We start from the raw sequence: 17,183 nt of genomic DNA on the forward strand, positions 1-17,183 counted from the left end.
TTTATTCACCTTCGCTCAGGCGGCGGCGGGCGAGTGCACGCAGCCACAGGTAGGCCAGCACACTGACCAAGGCCACACCCGCAATGGTCAGCAGCAACAGCGCCCACACGTGCTGGGACAGCAGCCACTGCACGTAGCGCAGCGGCCCCAGGTTGCCCACGTAGTAGCTCTGCTCGGCCACCAGCGATTCGACGTTCTTGCCCTTGATCACCGCCAGGCTGCCTTGCAGGGTCTGGGTGTAGGCTTCGCCGCCGATCAGCGCGTCGGTCACTTCCATCAGGTTTTCCGGGCGTGGGCTGGACAGCACCACCACGCTGCGCCCGCTCTTGAGCGGCGACTCGAAGCCGGTGACGTAGGAGTTGCTGGCGTCGCTGCTGAAGGTGAAGGCGCCACGGGCCTTGCGCAGGTTGGCGACCGGGTCCGGGCTGATCCACTCGCGCAGGCGCAGCGGCAGGTCGGAGAACTCGACGTACTGCGCACCTTCCTGGTTGCGCCCTGGCAGGCGGTCGGCCCAGGTGTCCAGCAGCGGCTGGTTGCTGCCCGAGGCCAGCACCAGCAGGTCTTTGTCGGCCAGGCTCGGCACCTGGGCGGCCTGGGCCACGGTCACAGCGGTGGCCGGGTAGCCGGTGGACTCGCCGAAGCGCCCGAGCACGGTCAGGTAGGCGCTCCAGTCGGCGGGGCCGGCCTGCTCAGGCAACACCACGGCGGTTTGCGACAGGTCAGCCAGGCGGGTGAAGGGGAAGCCGCTGTCCTTGAACACGCCCAGGTTCGGCATGGCCATGAAGTGGTCGTAGCCGCTCAGGTCGAGGGTCGATTCCGGGTCGATGGCGCCGCGCATGTTGTCGATGATGATGTCGCGGCATTCACCCTGCTTGATGTAGTCGTACATGAAGCGCAGTTGCAGGCGCGATTGCAGCGCCACGCTGTCCAGCGGCAGCAGCAGGCGAACGTCGCGGGCCAGGCTGTCGTCGCGCTTGAGCGAGGCCAGCAGCGCTTCACCTGCGCCCAGGGTTTCGACCGACGGCAGGTTCATCGACTGGATGAAGGTGTCGTTGAAGCTCACCAGCAGCGACGAGTTGGTGCTGGTTTGCTGCGGGGTGTAGCGGTATTTCAGGTTCAGCCGGGCGCCTTGTTCGCGCCAGTTGAACAGGTCCGGCGGCAGGCGCAGCGGCACGGTGATGACGCCGGGGTTGTAGCCGGCAACGCTGAGCTGGCGCGCTTCGATCAGCTCGCCCAGGCGCACCGGGCGGTCGGTGGGCAGCCAGTTCGGTGCGTCGTAAGGCTTGCGCGGTTGCAGCACATCGAGCTTGTCGATCAGCACGCTGCTGCCTGCGAAGCTGCGGTTGCCGATCACCAGGGCGGTGGCGGCGCGCTTGAGTTCGGCGCCGTCGCGGCCGGCGACGATCAGCAGCTTGCCGTGCGGGTCGTTGGGGTTGGTCACCAGGGTCAGGCTCGGGCCTTGCGCCGAGGGCAGGTCCAGGCCGTGCCATTGGCGGGCGCCGTCGCCGGTCACCAGCACCACCGCGTTGCCTTTTTCCGGCAGGCCTTGGGTTTGCACCGGGAAGTTCGCGCCGCGGTAGCTGGCTAGCGCGCCCATCCACGACGACACCGCACCGGCAGCTTCGAGCATGGCGTTGTCCGGAGTGCCGACGAACACGAACGGCAGGTTCAGCGGGCGCGAGTCGCGGCGGTCGAACAGCGGCAGCGGCAGGATCGACAGGTCGTTGGGCAACGCCACCGGGGCTACTTGCACGTTCAGCTGGCTGTCGCTGCTGACCTTGGCCCACAGGCTTGAATGCAGCGGGTCTTCGCACTGCATGGTGTAGTGGCCGATCAGTTGCACGCCGATGCGGTTGAACTCGGTGAGCAGGTACGGCGGGATCTCCACCGTCTGCTTCTGCACGGTGCCGGCGGTTTCCTTGGGCAGCGGCAGGCTGGCGGCGACTTCGTCGTTGACCATGATGTTGATCTGCGACAGGTCGCTGAGCAGCGCTGGCGAATAGGTGTATTGCAGGGTCAGCTGGGCGCCGGTCACCACCTCGTCGGCACGCACGTCGAAGTTGACCGTGTCGGTCGACTCGATGCCGCGCAGGCCCATGGTGTAGTCCTTGCCCAGCTGCTTGAAGGTCAGCTGGTAGCCATCCTGGGCCGGCGCCGAGGCGACGGGTGCGGCTGCAGCGCCAGCCTCTTCGGCGTGCGCAGAGGTCGTGAGGCCGGCAAGGCACAGCAGTGAGCAGGCAAGCAGCAGGCGTGGCCGGCGCAGCGGGTGAGGCTCGCGGTCGATGTCAGGCATGTCGGTCATTGCGGGTCCAGGGAAGGTTCCAAAGGGGTGGAAGTCGGGCGTTTGTATCGGCGGTGAGCCAAGGCGGCGACGGTGGCGCGGGCCAGGTCGAGCATGCCGCGCACGCCGATGCCGCTGACATCGCGCAGTGCACCCAGCGGGGTGTCGACCTTGCTGCTGCCCCAGGCCTGGGCCCAGGTGTCGGCACGCGAGAAGGTCATGCGCACCATGTCGCTCTGTTGGCGCAGGGTCAGCGGCTTGAAGCGCGCGCCGGCCATGCGGCCCTTGGCGAACACCACGTTGGCCGGCAGCACGCAGGCCTGGTTGTTGCGCAGCAGGGTGATCTCCACGCTGGCGCCTTTCTCGATCAGGTCGTTGTGCGGCAGTTGCAGGCCCACGCCGCTTTGCGAGAAGTCGACGGTGGTGCAGTCGAGCACCTGGCCGTCGGCCAGGGTCACCCTGGCGGGCAGCTGCGCACGAACCCGTGGCTCGGTGCGCACCTGGCGGGTTTCCGAGGCCACCGCCACGGCGGCGCTGGTGATGATGATGTTGTAGACGGTCCAGGCCAGGTTGATCAGGATGGTGACCATGGCGTTGGTGTCACCCCAGATCAGCCCGAAGATGCCGAAGCCCAGGCCGATCAGGTTCAGGCTCAGCAGCACGATGTACGGGCGCGCCAGCTTCCAGTCGAAGTATTCCTTGTCGATGATCCCGCCCTTGTCGGTTACGTTGAAGCCACCGAACTTAGGGTTGACCAGGGCCATCAGCACCGGGCGCATGATGTACCAGGCCAGTACCGACTCGTACACCTCGTTCCAGAACGAATGGCGGAAGCGCCCCTGGATTCGCGAGTTGGTGAGGCTGGCGTGGAAGATGTGCGGCAGCACGTAGGCGGTGATCATCAGCGCCGAGGCGTGGAAGATCTGCGCGCCGAAGATCAGGTAGGCCAGCGGTGCGGTGAGGAACACCAGGCGCGGCAGGCCATAGAAGAAGTGCAGCATGGCGTTCACGTAGCAGACCCGCTGGCCGAAGCTCAGGCCCTTGCCGATGAACGGGTTGTCGGTACGGAAGATCTGCGCCATGCCGCGTGCCCAGCGAATACGCTGGCTGATATGCCGCGACAGGCTTTCGGTGGCCAGGCCCGCGGCCTGGGGAATGGCCAGGTAGGCGGTGTTGTAGCCCTTGCGGTTGAGCTTGAGCGCGGTGTGGGCGTCCTCGGTCACGGTTTCCACCGCCACGCCGCCGACTTCCAGCAGGTGGGTACGGCGAATGACTGCGCACGAGCCGCAGAAGAAGGTGGCGTTCCACAGGTCGTTGCCGTCCTGCACCAGGCCGTAGAACAGCTCGCCCTCGTTGGGCACCGAGCGGAAGGTGTCGAGGTTTTTCTCGAACGGGTCGGGCGAGAAGAAGAAGTGCGGGGTTTGCAGCAGCGCCAGCTTCGGGTCCTTGAGGAACCAGCCCATGGCGATTTGCAGGAACGAGCGGGTCGGCACGTGGTCGGCGTCGAAGATGGTCACGAACTCGCCATCGGTGACCTTCAGCGCTTCGTTGAGGTTACCGGCCTTGGCGTGGCGGTTGTTGTCGCGAACGATGTAGTTCACCCCGATCTGCCGGGCGAACTCGCGGAAATTCTCGCGGCGGCCGTCGTCGAGGATGTGTACGCGCAGCTTGTTCTTCGGCCAGTCCATCGCCTGGGCGGCCAGTACCGTGAGCTTCACGATGCTCAGGTCTTCGTTGTAGGTGGGCACGAACACATCCACCACCGGCCATTCTTCAGGGGGCGAGGTGAGGATCTTCGGCTGGCGCTTGAGCGGCCAGGCGGTTTGCATGTAGCCGAAGGCGAGCACGATCAACGCATAGGTTTCGGCGGCCACCAGGCCGTAGCCGAAGAACATGTCCAGCCAGTTGTCGAAACCCAGGGTGTCGGTCAGGCGCCAGTATACGTAGCGCAGGGTGGCCACCAGCGACAGGGCGATCATCATGATCACCGCCAGGCGGCCGGGCACCTTGCGCAGCACCAACAGGCAGACGAAGCACAGCGCCGCGAAGGCGAACTGGCGTTCGAGGTCCAGGGGCGCGGTGACCACGGCCACCAGGAACAGCAGGCTGAGGACCAACGCGACGATTTTCAGGGCACGCTTGATGCCCTGCGGCAGCTGTTGCAGTGGCGCAAGCCAGGCAGCCGCCCGCGCGCTGCTCGGCGTCGGGGGTACCGGCGCCGTCTTGTGGTGTACGGTCATCTGGCGCTGGATTCTTCGCGGTTATGCTCGATCCGTTGAGCCAGGTTGACGGCGACCGCCCGCAGCGCCTGGCAGGCGGGGGTGTCGGCCGGTTGTTGGAAAGGGTCGTATTCGAAGGCCAGGGCCTGGTCGAATTGCGCGTCCAGTGGAATGGCGGCCAGCCACTGGTTGCCCAGGTGACGATGCAACAATTCGGCCATGTCGACGCTCAGCGCGTTTTGCGGGTCGACTTTGTTGACCAGGAAGTGGCAAGCCTGCGGGTGCAGGTGCGACAGCCAGGCTTGCAGCTTGTCCAGCACCAGGTACGAGGCGGCGTTGGCCTGGGTCACGCCGACTACCTGGTCGGCCATGGCCAGCGCCTGTTGCAGCCAGGGCGAGGTGCCGGTGGGGGTGTCGATCACCAGCAGGTCGTCGCGGCCCAGCTTGAGGTCGGCCAGTTGCCGCGCCAGCCAGTCAGGGTGCGTGCTCAGAAGGCTGTCGAAGGCGCGCAGGTCGGCCGCGTTGCTGGGGCCGAAGGGCAGGCACTCCAGGCCCGAAGTGGTCATGACGCAGTGCGTGCCCCAGGTGCTGTCGTGCAGGCGGGCATGGTTCAGGCCGGGTGTGCTGCGCGACAGGTTGAAGTGGCTGAGCAGCGCGTTCTGCGGGTCGAGGTCGAGCAGCACGGTGCGCCCGGCCCGGCGCTTGAGCAGCCTGCCGAGGGACGCCGCCACGGTGGTCTTGCCCACGCCGCCCTTGGCCGACAGCACCACGATCACCTGGGCTTGTGGGCGTTGCGCTGGCGTGCCGGGCTGGGCGGCTGGCGGTTGCACCTGGGCGCGGCGCTCGCTGGCCACGGCCAGCAAACGTTCACGCAGCGAGCCGGCGGGGGCTGGCGACGGGGTTACGACTGGCGCCGGAAGCTTGGCGGCGGGCACGGGTTGCGCAGTGGCCTGCACGGGCAGGCTGACAGCGGGCAGCGCTGGCGCGCGCTTGAGTTCGACCAGGGTTGCCGCCGGGCTCTTGGCCATGGCGGGCGGTGGCACAGGCACAGGCGCTTCGACGCTGGCCAGCAGCGGCTCGAAGTACTCGAACTCGGAATTGATTTCCTTGTAGCTGTCGGCGCTCGCCCCGAACCGGAGGAACAGGTTCCCTACATCGTCTGCTTGGCTCATATATGTACTTCCAGCCTACGGCTATCTGGACGGCTTGGGGTCAAATCAGGCCTACCACGGGGGCAAGGGTCTGATATCAAAATGGCTGTGTCAATAATTTGTTTATTTCGATTCAGAATTTCTGAATTCGAAAAAACAGCGCCGTTTTTTTGACTTTCACACGACCTGTCTAACCCGAGCCATAGCCTGTATTTCGGCGGCTAGCGGCAGAAGTTGAATACACAAGGGTCTAGGGCAGGATGTTGACGCTGGCGTTGCAAGCGGGTCGGGGCGCGGGACTGAGTGTCCTCTTATGCCGACTCCGCTTATAGGATAATTCTTACGAATGATAACCATATTACGGTATAGCGTAAGCACCCGGAGGCTGCTGGTCGTCGGGAAACCGTAAACATCTCATTACATATGCTTATTCAATAAACGTATTTAAATTTATTTTCTTATTCTTTTATATTCGCTTCCACTGCGTACCTGCCGACCAATCGGCGCGCCGCACGACTCGAACCCACACGGGAGAACCCCCGTGCGTTTCTGAATCGATGCGCGCCCCTTGAATGTCGCGCACTGCGTGGGAGTGAACCATGTCCGCCGCCTCTAACGCCTTGTCGTCGATCGACAGCGCCCAGCCGCAAACCTTTGAAATCCGCCCCTTCGCTGACGCTGTCGGCGCCGAGCTGATTGGCCTCGACCTGGGCCGGCCGGTCAATGCCGAGGATTTTCGCAAGATCCACCGTGCCCACCTCGACCATCACGTCCTGGTGTTTCGCGACCAGCGCATCACTCCCGAACAACAGGTTGCCTTCAGCCGCCGCTTTGGCGAGTTGCAGATTCACGTGCTCAAGCAGTTCCTGCTTGAAGGCCACCCCGAGATCCTGATCGTTTCCAACATCATCGAGGATGGCCGCAACGTCGGCCTGGGCGATGCCGGCAAGTTCTGGCACTCCGACCTTTCCTATAAAGAGCTGCCGAGCCTCGGTTCGATGCTGCATGCGCAGGAGCTGCCCAGCGAAGGCGGCGACACCCTGTTCGCCGACATGCACAAGGCCTGGGATGCCGTGCCGCCTGCCTTGCGCACCGTGGTCGAGGGCCGCAGCGCGGCGCATTCCTACACCGCGCGTTACGCCGAGACCAAGTTCGAAGGCAACTGGCGCCCCACGTTGACCGCCGAACAATTGGCGCAGGTCAACGAAGTCATCCACCCGGTGGTGCGTACCCACCCGGAAAACGGCCGCAAGGCGCTGTTCGTCAGCGAGGGCTTCACCACCCGCATCGTTGGCCTGCCCGAGGACGAAAGCCGCGACGTGCTGCAACAGCTGTACGCCCTGAGCGTGCTGGAGCAGAACATCTACCGCCACCAATGGCAGCCCCACGACCTGGTGTTCTGGGACAACCGCTCGCTGATCCACCTGGCCGCCGGTTGCCCCGCGCACCTGCGCCGCAAACTCTACCGAACCACCATCCAGGGCGATGCCCCGTTCTGACGACTGAGGAACTTCATCATGCGTAAATCCATCAGCCGCCTGGCGGCGAGCATTGGCCTGGGCGCCAGCCTGGTCGTTGGCAGCCTCGCGGCCCCCAGCGTGGCCCAGGCCGAAGGGCAGATCCGCATCGCCGAGCAGTTCGGCATCGTCTACCTGCTGCTCAACGTGGTGCGCGACCAGCAACTGATCGAGAAGCACGGCAAGCAGCAAGGCCTGGACATCAAGGTGGACTGGGCGCAGCTCTCCGGCGGCGCGGCGGTCAACGATGCGTTGTTGTCGGGTTCGGTGGACATCGCCGGCGCCGGTGTCGGCCCGCTGCTCACTGTGTGGGACCGCACCAAAGGCCGACAGAACGTCAAGGCCGTGGCTTCGCTGGGCAACTTCCCGTACTACCTGGTCAGCAGCAACCCGAACGTGAAGACCATCGCCGACATCAGCGAGAAAGACCGCATCGCCGTACCGGCCGTGGGGGTTTCGGTGCAGTCGCGCTTCCTGCAGTACGCCGCCGCCAAGCAGTGGGGCGACAAGGAATTCAACCGCCTCGATAAATACACCCTGGCCGTACCGCACCCAGACGCCACCGCCGCGCTGCTGGCCGGTGGCACCGAGCTGAACGGGCACTTCTCCAACCCGCCGTTCCAGGACCAGGCCCTGGCCAACAAGAACGTGCACGTGGTGCTCAACAGCTATGACCTGCTCGGCCCCAACTCGCCGACCCTGCTGTTCGCTACCGAGAAGTTTCGCCAGGACAACCCCAAGACCTACAAGGCCTTCATCGATGCGCTGGCCGAAGCCGCGGACTTCGCCCAGAAGGACAAGGGCGCCGCAGCCGACACCTACATCCGCGTGACCAAGGCCAAGATCGACCGCGAGGCGTTGCTGCGCATCATCGACAACCCGCAGTACGAATTCACCGTCACGCCGAAGAACACCTACCCGCTGGCCGAGTTCCTCTACCGGGTTGGCGCGATCAAGAACAAGCCTGCGTCGTGGAAGGACTACTTCTTCCAGGACGAACGCCCGCTGCAAGGGAGCTGATTGCCCATGACCGCCCCATTGCCAGGCCACACGGCCAGCAACCTGAGCCGTGTCGATACGCCGCCGCTGTTGCAGGTGGACAACCTCAGCCTCGAATACCGCACCGCGCAGCGCGTAGTGCGGGCCACCCACCAGGTCAGCTTCGAAGTCGACCATGCCGATCGCTTCGTGCTGCTCGGCCCCTCTGGTTGCGGCAAGTCCACCTTGCTGAAAGCAGTGGCCGGGTTCATCGAGCCCAGGGAAGGGCAGATTCTGCTGCAGGGCCAGCCGGTCAAAGGCCCCGGCCCTGATCGCATCGTGGTGTTCCAGGAGTTCGACCAGCTGCCGCCGTGGAAGACGGTTAAGCAGAACGTGATGTTCCCGCTGCTGGTGTCGGGCCAGCTCAAGCGCGCCGAGGCCGAGGAGCGGGCCTTGCACTACCTGGAGAAAGTCGGTCTGGCCGCCTTCGCCGATGCTTATCCGCACACGCTTTCGGGGGGCATGAAGGCGCGCGTGGCGATTGCCCGGGCGCTGGCCACCCAGCCGAAAATCCTGCTGATGGACGAGCCGTTCGCCGCCCTCGATGCCCTGACCCGCCGCAAGATGCAGGAAGAGTTGCTGCTGCTGTGGGAAGAGGTGCGCTTCACCCTGCTGTTCGTCACCCACTCCATCGAGGAGGCGCTGGTGGTGGGCAACCGCATCCTGCTGCTGTCGCCGCACCCCGGCAGGGTGCGCGCCGAGGTGCACAGCCACCAGTACGACTTGGGCAGCCTGGGCGGTACCGACTTCCAGGCCAGCGCCCGGCGTATCCATCGCCTGCTGTTCGATGAGGCGGGCGAGCAGGAGCAAGCGCCAGACCTGGGTTTCAACGACATCCGCATCGCCTACTGACAGGAGCCGACCCATGACGACTACACCTGCGCGTCAGGAATACGAAGTGCAGCTCGCGCCCCTGCCAGGCCTTTCGGTGGAGCGCGAACTGCCGCTGGCCCAGCGCTTGTGGCAACAGGGTTGGCTGCGCAAGGCGCTGATCCTGGTGCTGCTGGCCATCATCTGGGAAGTGGCGGCGCGCTATACCGACAACGACCTGCTGCTACCGAGCTTCCTGCAAACCGCTGTGGCACTGTGGGATGGGATGCTCAGTGGCGAACTGCCGGCCAAGGTCGCGGTGTCGCTGGTGGTGCTGCTCAAGGGCTATGTGCTGGGTATCGTGCTGGCCTTCGCGCTCACCAGCCTGGCGGTGTCCACCCAGGTGGGCCGCGATTTGCTCGGCACACTGACATCGATGTTCAACCCGCTACCGGCCATCGCCCTGTTGCCGCTGGCGTTGCTGTGGTTCGGGCTGGGCGACAACAGCCTGATCTTCGTGCTGGTGCACTCGGTGCTGTGGGCGCTGGCGCTGAATACCTATGCCGGGTTCCTCGGGGTGTCCGAAACCTTGCGCATGGCTGGGCGTAACTATGGGCTGCGAGGGTTGCGACTGGTGGCGCATGTGTTGGTGCCTGCGGCACTGCCGTCGATTCTGTCCGGGCTGAAGATTGGCTGGGCCTTTGCCTGGCGCACCTTGATCGCCGCCGAACTGGTGTTTGGCGCCAGCAGCGGCAAGGGCGGGTTGGGCTGGTACATCTTCCAGAACCGCAACGAGCTGTACACCGACAAGGTGTTCGCGGGGTTGGCGGTGGTGATCCTGATCGGGTTGCTGGTGGAGGGGCTGGTGTTCAATACCCTGGAGCGGGTGACTGTGCGGCGGTGGGGGATGCAGCGCTGAACTGAGGGTTTTGCGGAGCTGCCTTCGCGGGTAAACCCGCTCCCACAGGCACCCCACAGCCCTTGGGTTCAGTGGCGCACCTGTGGGAGCGGGTTTACCCGCGAAGGCTGCTGCGCCGATCTCAATCCTGATACCTGGCCGCCGCTGTGCTCAGAATCCGCCCAATTTCCTCGCGCAAGCACTGCGGCTGCTCCACCACCACCCCGTCCCCTTGTCCCAGCACCCACCAGCGCAGCGACCCGCAATCGCTGACCGTGGCCCGCAAGCGGTGCCCTTGTTCCAGCGGGGTCAAGTGCATGTCTGGCGTCAAGGGTGCCTCGCGCAGCTGGCGGGCTAGTGCATCGCTGACCCACGCGTGCAACTCGATCCCTTCATCCTGGCGCGCTTGCAGTGAATCGCTACGCAGGTAGCCCTGCAGATCGAAATTCCCGCGCAACTCACCCAAGGCACTGGCCGACCAATGCCAGCCGAACGGGATGCTCTTGTCGTTGCGCTCCAGCGGAAAGATCAGCGACAGCTCGTTGAGGTCGCGTTCGACCGTGCGCTTGCTGACGTGGAAACCGACATCACGCAGCCGCCACACCAGCTCGGCACTGGTGGTACCGGGCGAGCGGCTGGGCAGCTGGCGCAATAGCGCCCACTGACGGCTGAGGGTGGCGCGGGTGGTGGCGAAGGGCAAAAGGTAGCGTCCTTGTCTAGGCTTGCCGGCATAGCATGGCGGCAGTAAGGCTGTATGGCAAATGGCCATATGCCGCTCGGACCCAGGAAGACCACAATGGTTGCCGAGGATCGAATCGTTCGCGACAGGTTTTGTCGTGCCATCGCGCAGAATCACGCCTCATCACAGTCGAGGTCGGGGCTGTGGATCGTTCAATGAGGATGAACATGTCTGCTGCCAGCAATATCCATTCGCTGCTCGCTCGGCTGTTGCCGGAGCGCATCACGCCTGCCCCGGCCAACCCTGGGCAGCGTCGGGTATTCGCCGGCGTCGGCATGCCCAGCCAGCGGGCGCTGCTGGGTGAGCGCTTTGGCCTGGCTGAACGCCTGGACGACGCGGCCGACTTGCAGGCGATCTATGCCGAGCTGCGGCGCCAGGCGTTGGAGGGTAGCGTGGCGGCACTCAACGATTTGGGCTGGGTGTGGCTCAACGGCAAGTACTGGCGTGCCGATGTCGCGTTGGCCGGGCACCTGTTGCGCATGGCGGCGATGCAGGGCAATGCCGCCGCCTGGTTCAACCTGGGGCAGCAGCATTACTTCGGCAAGGGGGTGGTGGTGTCCTATACCAACGCCGTCGATTGCTACCGACATGCCTTCGAGTGCGGCATGGCCCATGCCGCAGCGGCGCTGGGCGACCTCTACGAAGAAGAAGTGTGCGATGGCGACCAGCTCTGGCAAGTGGACCTGGCCGAGGCCTATGGCTGGTTCCTGCGTGGCGCCGAGGCTTGCGAGGCGCGCTGCCGCTTCGAGGTGGGTTACCGGCTGCTGCATGGGGTGAATGTCGAGGCGGATACCAAGGCGGCGCTGTACTGGCTGGAGCTGGCGGCGGGAGCGGGGGTGATGCAGGCGGCCGAAGAGTTGGCGGTGCACTTCAGCCGGCGCGATGCTGCGCGGTACCTGGCCTGGCGTGACCAGGCCATCGGGATGGGCAGTACCTTGGCGTTGACCATGAAGCTGGAAGATCAGATTCAGCCTTAGGCCTTTGTACTGTTTGTACCGGCCCTATCGCGGGGCAAGCCCGCGATAGGGCCCGCATGAACAACCTTTCATCCAGCCCAAACCATCGTCGGGTTGACGCTGGGGGGAGGGCAAGGCGTATATTGATAGTTAGCAAACTATGAATATAGCCGATACCCCTCCCATGAACCTCGACGCACTGCACCTTAAAATCAGCAGCGGCATGGTCGTTGCCGCTCGCCACTGGCGGCGCATCTGCCATGCGGCCCTGACCGGCTATGGCGTTTCCGAAGCCTGCGCCGTGCCGCTGCTGATGATCGTGCGCCTGGGTGATGGCGTGCACCAAGTCGCGGTGGCTCATGCCGCCGGGCTGGAAAGCCCGTCGCTGGTGCGCCTGCTCGACCAGCTGTGCAAAGCCGGCCTGGTGCAGCGCAGCGAAGACCCCCTCGACCGCCGCGCCAAGGCCCTGAGCTTGACCCCGGCTGGTCGCACCTTGGCCGAGTCCATCGAGGGCGAGCTGGTGCGCCTGCGCCGCGAAGTGCTGCGCGGCATCGCCCCGGCCGACCTGGAAGCCACCCTCCGGGTGATTCGCGCCTTCGAAGAGGCGGGCGAATCGGCATGAGTGGGTTCTTTTCCTCGGTACCCCCGGCGCGTGACTGGTTCTACGGCGTGCGCACCTTCGCCGCTTCGATGGTCGCCCTGTACATTGCCCTGCTGATGCAGCTGCCACGTCCGTATTGGGCCATGGCCACGGTGTACATCGTCTCCAGCCCGTTCGTCGGGTCGACCAGTTCCAAGGCCCTGTACCGCGCCCTGGGCACCCTGCTCGGCGCGGGCGCGGCAATCCTGCTGGTGCCGCCGCTGGTGCAATCGCCGCTGCTGCTGAGCGTCGCCATCGCGCTGTGGACCGGCACCCTGCTGTTCCTCTCGCTGAACCTGCGCACGGCCAACAACTACGTGCTGATGCTGGCCGGCTACACCTTGCCGATGATCGCCCTGGCGGTGGTCGATAACCCGCTGGCGGTGTTCGACGTGGCGTCTTCCCGGGCCCAGGAAATTTGCCTGGGCATCGTTTGCGCGGCAGTGGTGGGGGCGATCTTCTGGCCACGCCGGCTGGCACCAGTGGTGGTCGGCGCCACGGGCAATTGGTTCACCGAGGCGATCCGCTACAGCGACACGTACCTTGCCCGCGAGGCCTCCAGCGACAAGGTCGGTGGCCTGCGTGGCTCGATGGTCGCCACCTTCAACAGCCTCGAACTGATGATCGGCCAGCTCGGCCACGAGGGCGCCGGCCCGCACACCTTGAAGAACGCCCGCGAGCTGCGCGGGCGGATGATCCACCTGCTGCCGGTGATCGATGCGCTGGACGATGCCCTGGTGGCCCTCGAAAGTCGTGCGCCTGCCCAGTTCGCGGTGATCCAGCCACTGCTGGAACAGGCCCGCACCTGGCTCCAGGGCACCGCCGAAGGGGCGTCCGAGGCCCATTGGAATGCCCTGCGCGAGCGCATCGAGCAACTGCAACCGAGCAGCGAGGTCCTCGATCAGCGCCCGCAACTGCTGCTGTCCAACGCCCTCTACCGCCTCACCGAATGGGTCGACCTGTGGCAGGACTGCTGCACCCTGCAACATGCCCTGCGCCTGGACGACGCCACGCCGTGGCGTGCGGTGTACCGACACTGGCGCCTGGGCCGCCTGACGCCGTTCTTCGACCGTGGCCTGCTGCTGTACTCGGTGTTTTCCACCGTCACCGCCATCATCGTCGCCTGCGGCCTGTGGATTGGCCTGGGTTGGAACGACGGTGCCAGTGCGGTGATCCTCGCCGCCATTGCGTGCAGCTTTTTCGCTGCCATGGACGACCCCGCGCCGCAGATCTACCGGTTCTTCTTCTGGACGCTGCTGTCGGTGATCTTCTCCAGCGTCTACCTGTTCCTGGTGCTGCCGAACCTGCACGACTTCCCCATGCTGGTGCTGGCCTTCGCGGTGCCGTTCATCTGCGTCGGCACCCTCACCGTGCAGCCGCGTTTCTACCTCGGCACCTTGCTGACCATCGTCAACACCTCCACCTTCATCAGCATCCAGGGCGCCTACGACGCCGACTTCCTGGCCTTCATCAACGCCAACCTGGCCGGCCCCGTGGGGCTGCTGTTCGCCTTCATCTGGACCCTGCTGTTGCGCCCCTTCGGCGTGGAGCTGGCGGCCAAGCGCATGACCCGTTTCGCCTGGCGCGACATCGTCGAGATGACCGCCCCGGCCACCCTGGCCGAACAGCGCCAAGTGGGCGTGCAGATGCTCGACCGCCTGATGCAGCACCTGCCGCGCCTGTCGCAGACCGGCCAGGACAGCGGCGCGGCCCTGCGTGACCTGCGCGTGGGCCTGAACCTGCTCGACCTGCTGGCCTACCTGCCGCGCGTCGGCCAACAGCCACGCGAGCGCCTGCGCACGGTGATCGAGGAAGTGGGCGAGCACTACGCCGCCTGTCTGCGCGCCGGTGAACGCCTGCACGCCCCGAGCGCGCTGCTGCGCAACATGGAGCGTGCCCGCCAGGCCCTGGCGCTGGGTGACGCGAGCGACCGCGGCGATGCCCGTGTGCACTTGCTGCATGCCTTGAGCGGCCTGCGCCTGGCCCTGCTGCCGGGGGTGGAAGTGATGCTCGAACCCGGCGAACAACCGCAACTGCCTGCGGGCATCGATGGAGCGCCGCTGTGATCGGTGAACTGGATATCAGCGGGGTGTTCCTGCCCACCCTGCTGGTGATGATGGTCTGTACCTATGTGTTGTTCCTGGGCGTGCACGCCGTGCTGGTGCGCCTGCATTTCTACCGCCTGGTCTGGCACCGGGCGTTGTTCAACGTTGCCCTCTACGCCGTGCTGCTTGGCGGCGTGGACCACTTTTGCCGAAGCCTGATGCTGCCATGAAAAAGCCGTTGTTGACCCTGGGCCAGGTGGCCCTGACCTTGCTGGTCGTGACCTTCGCCGCCGTACTGGTGTGGCAGATGGTCGTGTACTACCTGTTCGCCCCCTGGACCCGCGATGGCCACATTCGCGCCGACGTGATCCAGATCGCCCCGGACGTGTCTGGCCTGATCGAAAAGGTCGAGGTGCGCGACAACCAGCCGATCAAGCGCGGCGATGTGCTGTTCACCATCGACCAGGAACGCTTCAGCCTGGCCCTGCGCCACGCCCAGGCGACCCTCGCCGAGCGCCAGGAAACCCAGGCCCAGGCTAGCCGCGAAGCACAGCGCAACCGTAAGCTGGGCAACCTGGTGGCTGCCGAGCAGCTCGAGGAGAGCCAGTCCCGCGAGGCCCGCGCCCGCTCGGCGGTGAGCGAGGCGCAGGTGGCGGTGGATACCGCCCAGCTCAACCTCGACCGCTCGGTGGTGCGCAGCCCGGTGGACGGCTACCTCAACGACCGCGCCCCGCGTGCCCACGAGTTCGTCAGCGCAGGGCGACCGGTGCTGTCGGTGGTCGACAGCGCGTCGTACCACGTCGATGGCTATTTCGAGGAAACCAAGCTCGGTGGGATCCATATCGGCGATGCGGTGGATATCCGCGTGATGGGCGACGACACTCGCCTGCTTGGCCATGTGCAGAGCCTGTCGGCGGGTATCGAGGACCGCGACCGGGTCAGTGGCGCCAACCTGCTGCCCAACGTCAACCCGGCGTTCAGCTGGGTGCGCCTGGCCCAGCGCATTCCCGTGCGTATCGCCTTCGATGAAGTGCCCGAGGACTTCCGCATGATTGCCGGGCGCACTGCTACGGTGTCGATCATCGAGGGCCAGCGGCTATGAAACACCTGATGCTGGCGGGTTTGGCGCTGTCGCTCGGTGCCTGCGCGATGGTCGGGCCGGACTACGAAGTGCCCAAGGATGCCGCGATTCAGCGTGGCGACCTGAACGGCCCGCTGCGCCAGGATGCCGACAGCGTGGTGTCGGCGCCGGTGCCGGACGACTGGTGGCAGCTGTACCAGGATCAACGCTTGAATGCGTTGGTACGCCAGGCCCTGAGCGCCAACACCGAGCTGCGCGTGGCCGCCGCCAATATCGCCAAGGCCCGCGCCCAGGTGGAAGTGGCCGATGCCCAGGGCGGTTTCAGCGGTGGCGCCGAGGTGGCTGCGCAGCGTTTGCAGGAGTCTGGCGAGTCGTTCCTTCTGCCGAACAAAGTGCCGGTGGAGAACATCGGCGAGGCGATCCTCAGCGCTTCGTACCAGTTCGACCTGTGGGGCACCTTCAAGCGCGGTACCGAGGCGGCCCAGGCCAATGCCGACGCGGTGCAGGCCGCCGCCGACACCGCGCGTATCACCCTGGTGGCGGATGTGGTCAAGGCCTACACCCAGGTGTGCTCGGCCAACGAGGAATACCACATCGCCCACGAGTCGCTGGATTTGCAGCAGCAGAACATGCAACTCACCCAACGCCTGCGTGACGCGGGTCGGGGCGACGACACCCACGTGAGCCGTTCGCTGACCCTGGTCGAAACCCTGCGCGCCGAGCTGCCGCGCTTCAAGGCCGAGCGCGAGACGGGCCTGTACACCTTGGCTGCGCTGCTGGCCCTGCCGGTGGAAAAACTGCCCGTCGGCACCGCCGAATGCGCCGAGCTGCCGCACCTGGCGCAGTTGATTCCGGTCGGCGACGGCGCCGCCCTGCTCAAGCGCCGCCCCGACGTACGCCAGGCCGAACGCCAACTGGCTGCCGCCACTGCCAACATCGGCGTGGCCACGGGCGCGCTGTACCCGAACATCAGCTTCGGCGCACAGGTGGGCACCATCGGCATCCTCGATAACCTCGGCGAGCCCGCCACCAACCGCTGGGGGTTCGGCCCGTTGGTGAGTTGGACCATTCCTACCAACGGCACCCGCGCGCGCATCCGCATGGCCGAGGCGTCTAGCCAGGCCGCGTTGGCGCATTTCGATGGGGTGGTGCTGAACGCCATTCGTGAAACCCAGACGCGCTTGGCGCAGTACAGCGCGTTGCTGGAGCGGCGCGATGCCCTGGCCGAGGCCGAGCGTTCGGCGAAGGAGTCGGCGGAGCATACGCATTTGCGTTACCAGGTGGGGCGTGAGTCGTTCCTGGCGGATTTGCAGGCTACGCAGACCTATACCGATGTGCGGGCGCAGTTGGCGGCGGCTAATAGCCAGGTGGCCTTGGGGCAGGTGGGGGTGTTCTTGGCGTTGGGTGGGGGGTGGAAGTAGCGCCTTGAATGGGGCCGCGATAACCAGCGGTATCGAAGACAAATCTTTTTCCCTAGGAAATGGCAAAAAATTTCCTCACTTCACAAGGAAAATCCTCACTTCCGAGAAATTCTCATATTTTCTCTTACTCCCCGTAAGGCAATTCTGAACTCGAAAGCTATTCGTTCAGCTGCCGTTTGCTTGCGAAGTATCCTACGCACTTTGCGGAAGCTTCTGTGTTGTCGGGGAAATGCCTCACGGATAACGTCCCTGGGTCGCCTTTCCAGGCGATCGGGCGTGAGACACCCGGCTTGCAGGATCACCGCTTCAATGGCGGTCGTGTGCGGGCAGGCTTTGGCCTGGCCGGGTTCCTGTATGCCCCGGGTCTCACCCCGTGCACGACTGCCA

At 65.3% G+C, this 17,183-nt stretch carries 14 protein-coding genes; 10 read left to right on the forward strand and 4 right to left on the reverse strand.

From position 1 onward, the window contains the following. Position 1 precedes the first annotated feature (1 nt). From bcsB to bcsQ, 3 genes are read right to left on the reverse strand one after another with little or no spacing between them, the layout of a single operon-like run. Entirely contained in the window at positions 2-2,302 is a 2,301-nt protein-coding gene (bcsB, locus tag ACQKPE_RS07085) for a cellulose biosynthesis cyclic di-GMP-binding regulatory protein BcsB (RefSeq protein ID WP_427664438.1), read from the reverse strand. Then, positions 2,299-4,521 carry a UDP-forming cellulose synthase catalytic subunit gene (bcsA, locus tag ACQKPE_RS07090; protein WP_427664440.1) on the reverse strand — a complete coding sequence of 741 codons (2,223 nt, stop codon included), beginning with the start codon at positions 4,519-4,521 and terminating at the stop codon, positions 2,299-2,301. The genes bcsB and bcsA overlap by 4 nt, the downstream gene beginning before the upstream one ends. After that, positions 4,518-5,672 carry a cellulose biosynthesis protein BcsQ gene (bcsQ, locus tag ACQKPE_RS07095; RefSeq protein ID WP_427664442.1) on the reverse strand — a complete coding sequence of 385 codons (1,155 nt, stop codon included), beginning with the start codon at positions 5,670-5,672 and terminating at the stop codon, positions 4,518-4,520. The genes bcsA and bcsQ overlap by 4 nt, the downstream gene beginning before the upstream one ends. 578 nt (positions 5,673-6,250) lie before the next feature. Here bcsQ and ACQKPE_RS07100 point away from each other — a divergent pair. The 4 genes from ACQKPE_RS07100 to ACQKPE_RS07115 are packed head-to-tail and all read left to right on the forward strand — an operon-like array spanning position 6,251 to position 9,935. Next, a complete protein-coding gene (locus ACQKPE_RS07100; RefSeq protein WP_427664444.1) occupies positions 6,251-7,150 on the forward strand; it encodes a TauD/TfdA dioxygenase family protein in 900 nt (299 codons plus the stop codon). 18 nt (positions 7,151-7,168) lie between these two features. Next, complete coding sequence (locus ACQKPE_RS07105; protein WP_427664446.1) at positions 7,169-8,188, forward strand: ABC transporter substrate-binding protein; 1,020 nt, start codon at positions 7,169-7,171, stop codon at positions 8,186-8,188. Positions 8,189-8,194: 6 nt separating this feature from the next. Next, positions 8,195-9,058: an ABC transporter ATP-binding protein gene (locus tag ACQKPE_RS07110; protein WP_427664448.1), complete on the forward strand. Its 864-nt coding sequence runs from the start codon at positions 8,195-8,197 to the stop codon at positions 9,056-9,058. A 13-nt stretch (positions 9,059-9,071) separates the two neighbouring features. Continuing rightward, positions 9,072-9,935, forward strand: a complete 864-nt coding sequence (locus tag ACQKPE_RS07115; RefSeq protein ID WP_427664450.1) for an ABC transporter permease — start codon at positions 9,072-9,074, stop codon at positions 9,933-9,935. Positions 9,936-10,056: 121 nt separating this feature from the next. Here ACQKPE_RS07115 and ACQKPE_RS07120 read toward each other — a convergent pair whose 3' ends face one another. Next, positions 10,057-10,614 carry a WYL domain-containing protein gene (locus tag ACQKPE_RS07120; RefSeq protein ID WP_427664452.1) on the reverse strand — a complete coding sequence of 186 codons (558 nt, stop codon included), beginning with the start codon at positions 10,612-10,614 and terminating at the stop codon, positions 10,057-10,059. Between the two features lie 206 nt (positions 10,615-10,820). On the opposite strand from ACQKPE_RS07120, the gene ACQKPE_RS07125 reads away from it, so the two are divergent. From ACQKPE_RS07125 to ACQKPE_RS07150, 6 genes are all read left to right on the forward strand, one after another. Continuing rightward, the gene (locus tag ACQKPE_RS07125) at positions 10,821-11,630 is read left to right on the forward strand and encodes a tetratricopeptide repeat protein (protein WP_427664454.1); all 810 of its coding nucleotides are present in this window, start codon (positions 10,821-10,823) and stop codon (positions 11,628-11,630) included. A 163-nt stretch (positions 11,631-11,793) separates the two neighbouring features. Next, a complete protein-coding gene (locus ACQKPE_RS07130) occupies positions 11,794-12,231 on the forward strand; it encodes a MarR family winged helix-turn-helix transcriptional regulator (protein WP_427664456.1) in 438 nt (145 codons plus the stop codon). Further along, entirely contained in the window at positions 12,228-14,315 is a 2,088-nt protein-coding gene (locus tag ACQKPE_RS07135) for an FUSC family protein (RefSeq protein ID WP_427664458.1), read from the forward strand. The genes ACQKPE_RS07130 and ACQKPE_RS07135 overlap by 4 nt, the downstream gene beginning before the upstream one ends. Continuing rightward, positions 14,312-14,524 (forward strand): DUF1656 domain-containing protein, encoded by a 213-nt coding sequence (locus tag ACQKPE_RS07140; RefSeq protein WP_375098992.1) that lies wholly within the window; start codon positions 14,312-14,314, stop codon positions 14,522-14,524. The genes ACQKPE_RS07135 and ACQKPE_RS07140 overlap by 4 nt, the downstream gene beginning before the upstream one ends. Then, complete coding sequence (locus ACQKPE_RS07145) at positions 14,521-15,396, forward strand: efflux RND transporter periplasmic adaptor subunit (RefSeq protein ID WP_427664460.1); 876 nt, start codon at positions 14,521-14,523, stop codon at positions 15,394-15,396. Before ACQKPE_RS07140 ends, ACQKPE_RS07145 begins: the two co-directional genes overlap by 4 nt. Then, on the forward strand, positions 15,393-16,796 hold the full coding sequence (locus ACQKPE_RS07150) for an efflux transporter outer membrane subunit (RefSeq protein ID WP_427664462.1): 1,404 nt from the start codon (positions 15,393-15,395) through the stop codon (positions 16,794-16,796). Before ACQKPE_RS07145 ends, ACQKPE_RS07150 begins: the two co-directional genes overlap by 4 nt. The last annotated feature ends 387 nt before the right edge of the window (positions 16,797-17,183 follow it).

Source organism: Pseudomonas sp. NPDC089554, from assembly GCF_050280645.1.
Taxonomy (GTDB): Bacteria; Pseudomonadota; Gammaproteobacteria; order Pseudomonadales; family Pseudomonadaceae; genus Aquipseudomonas.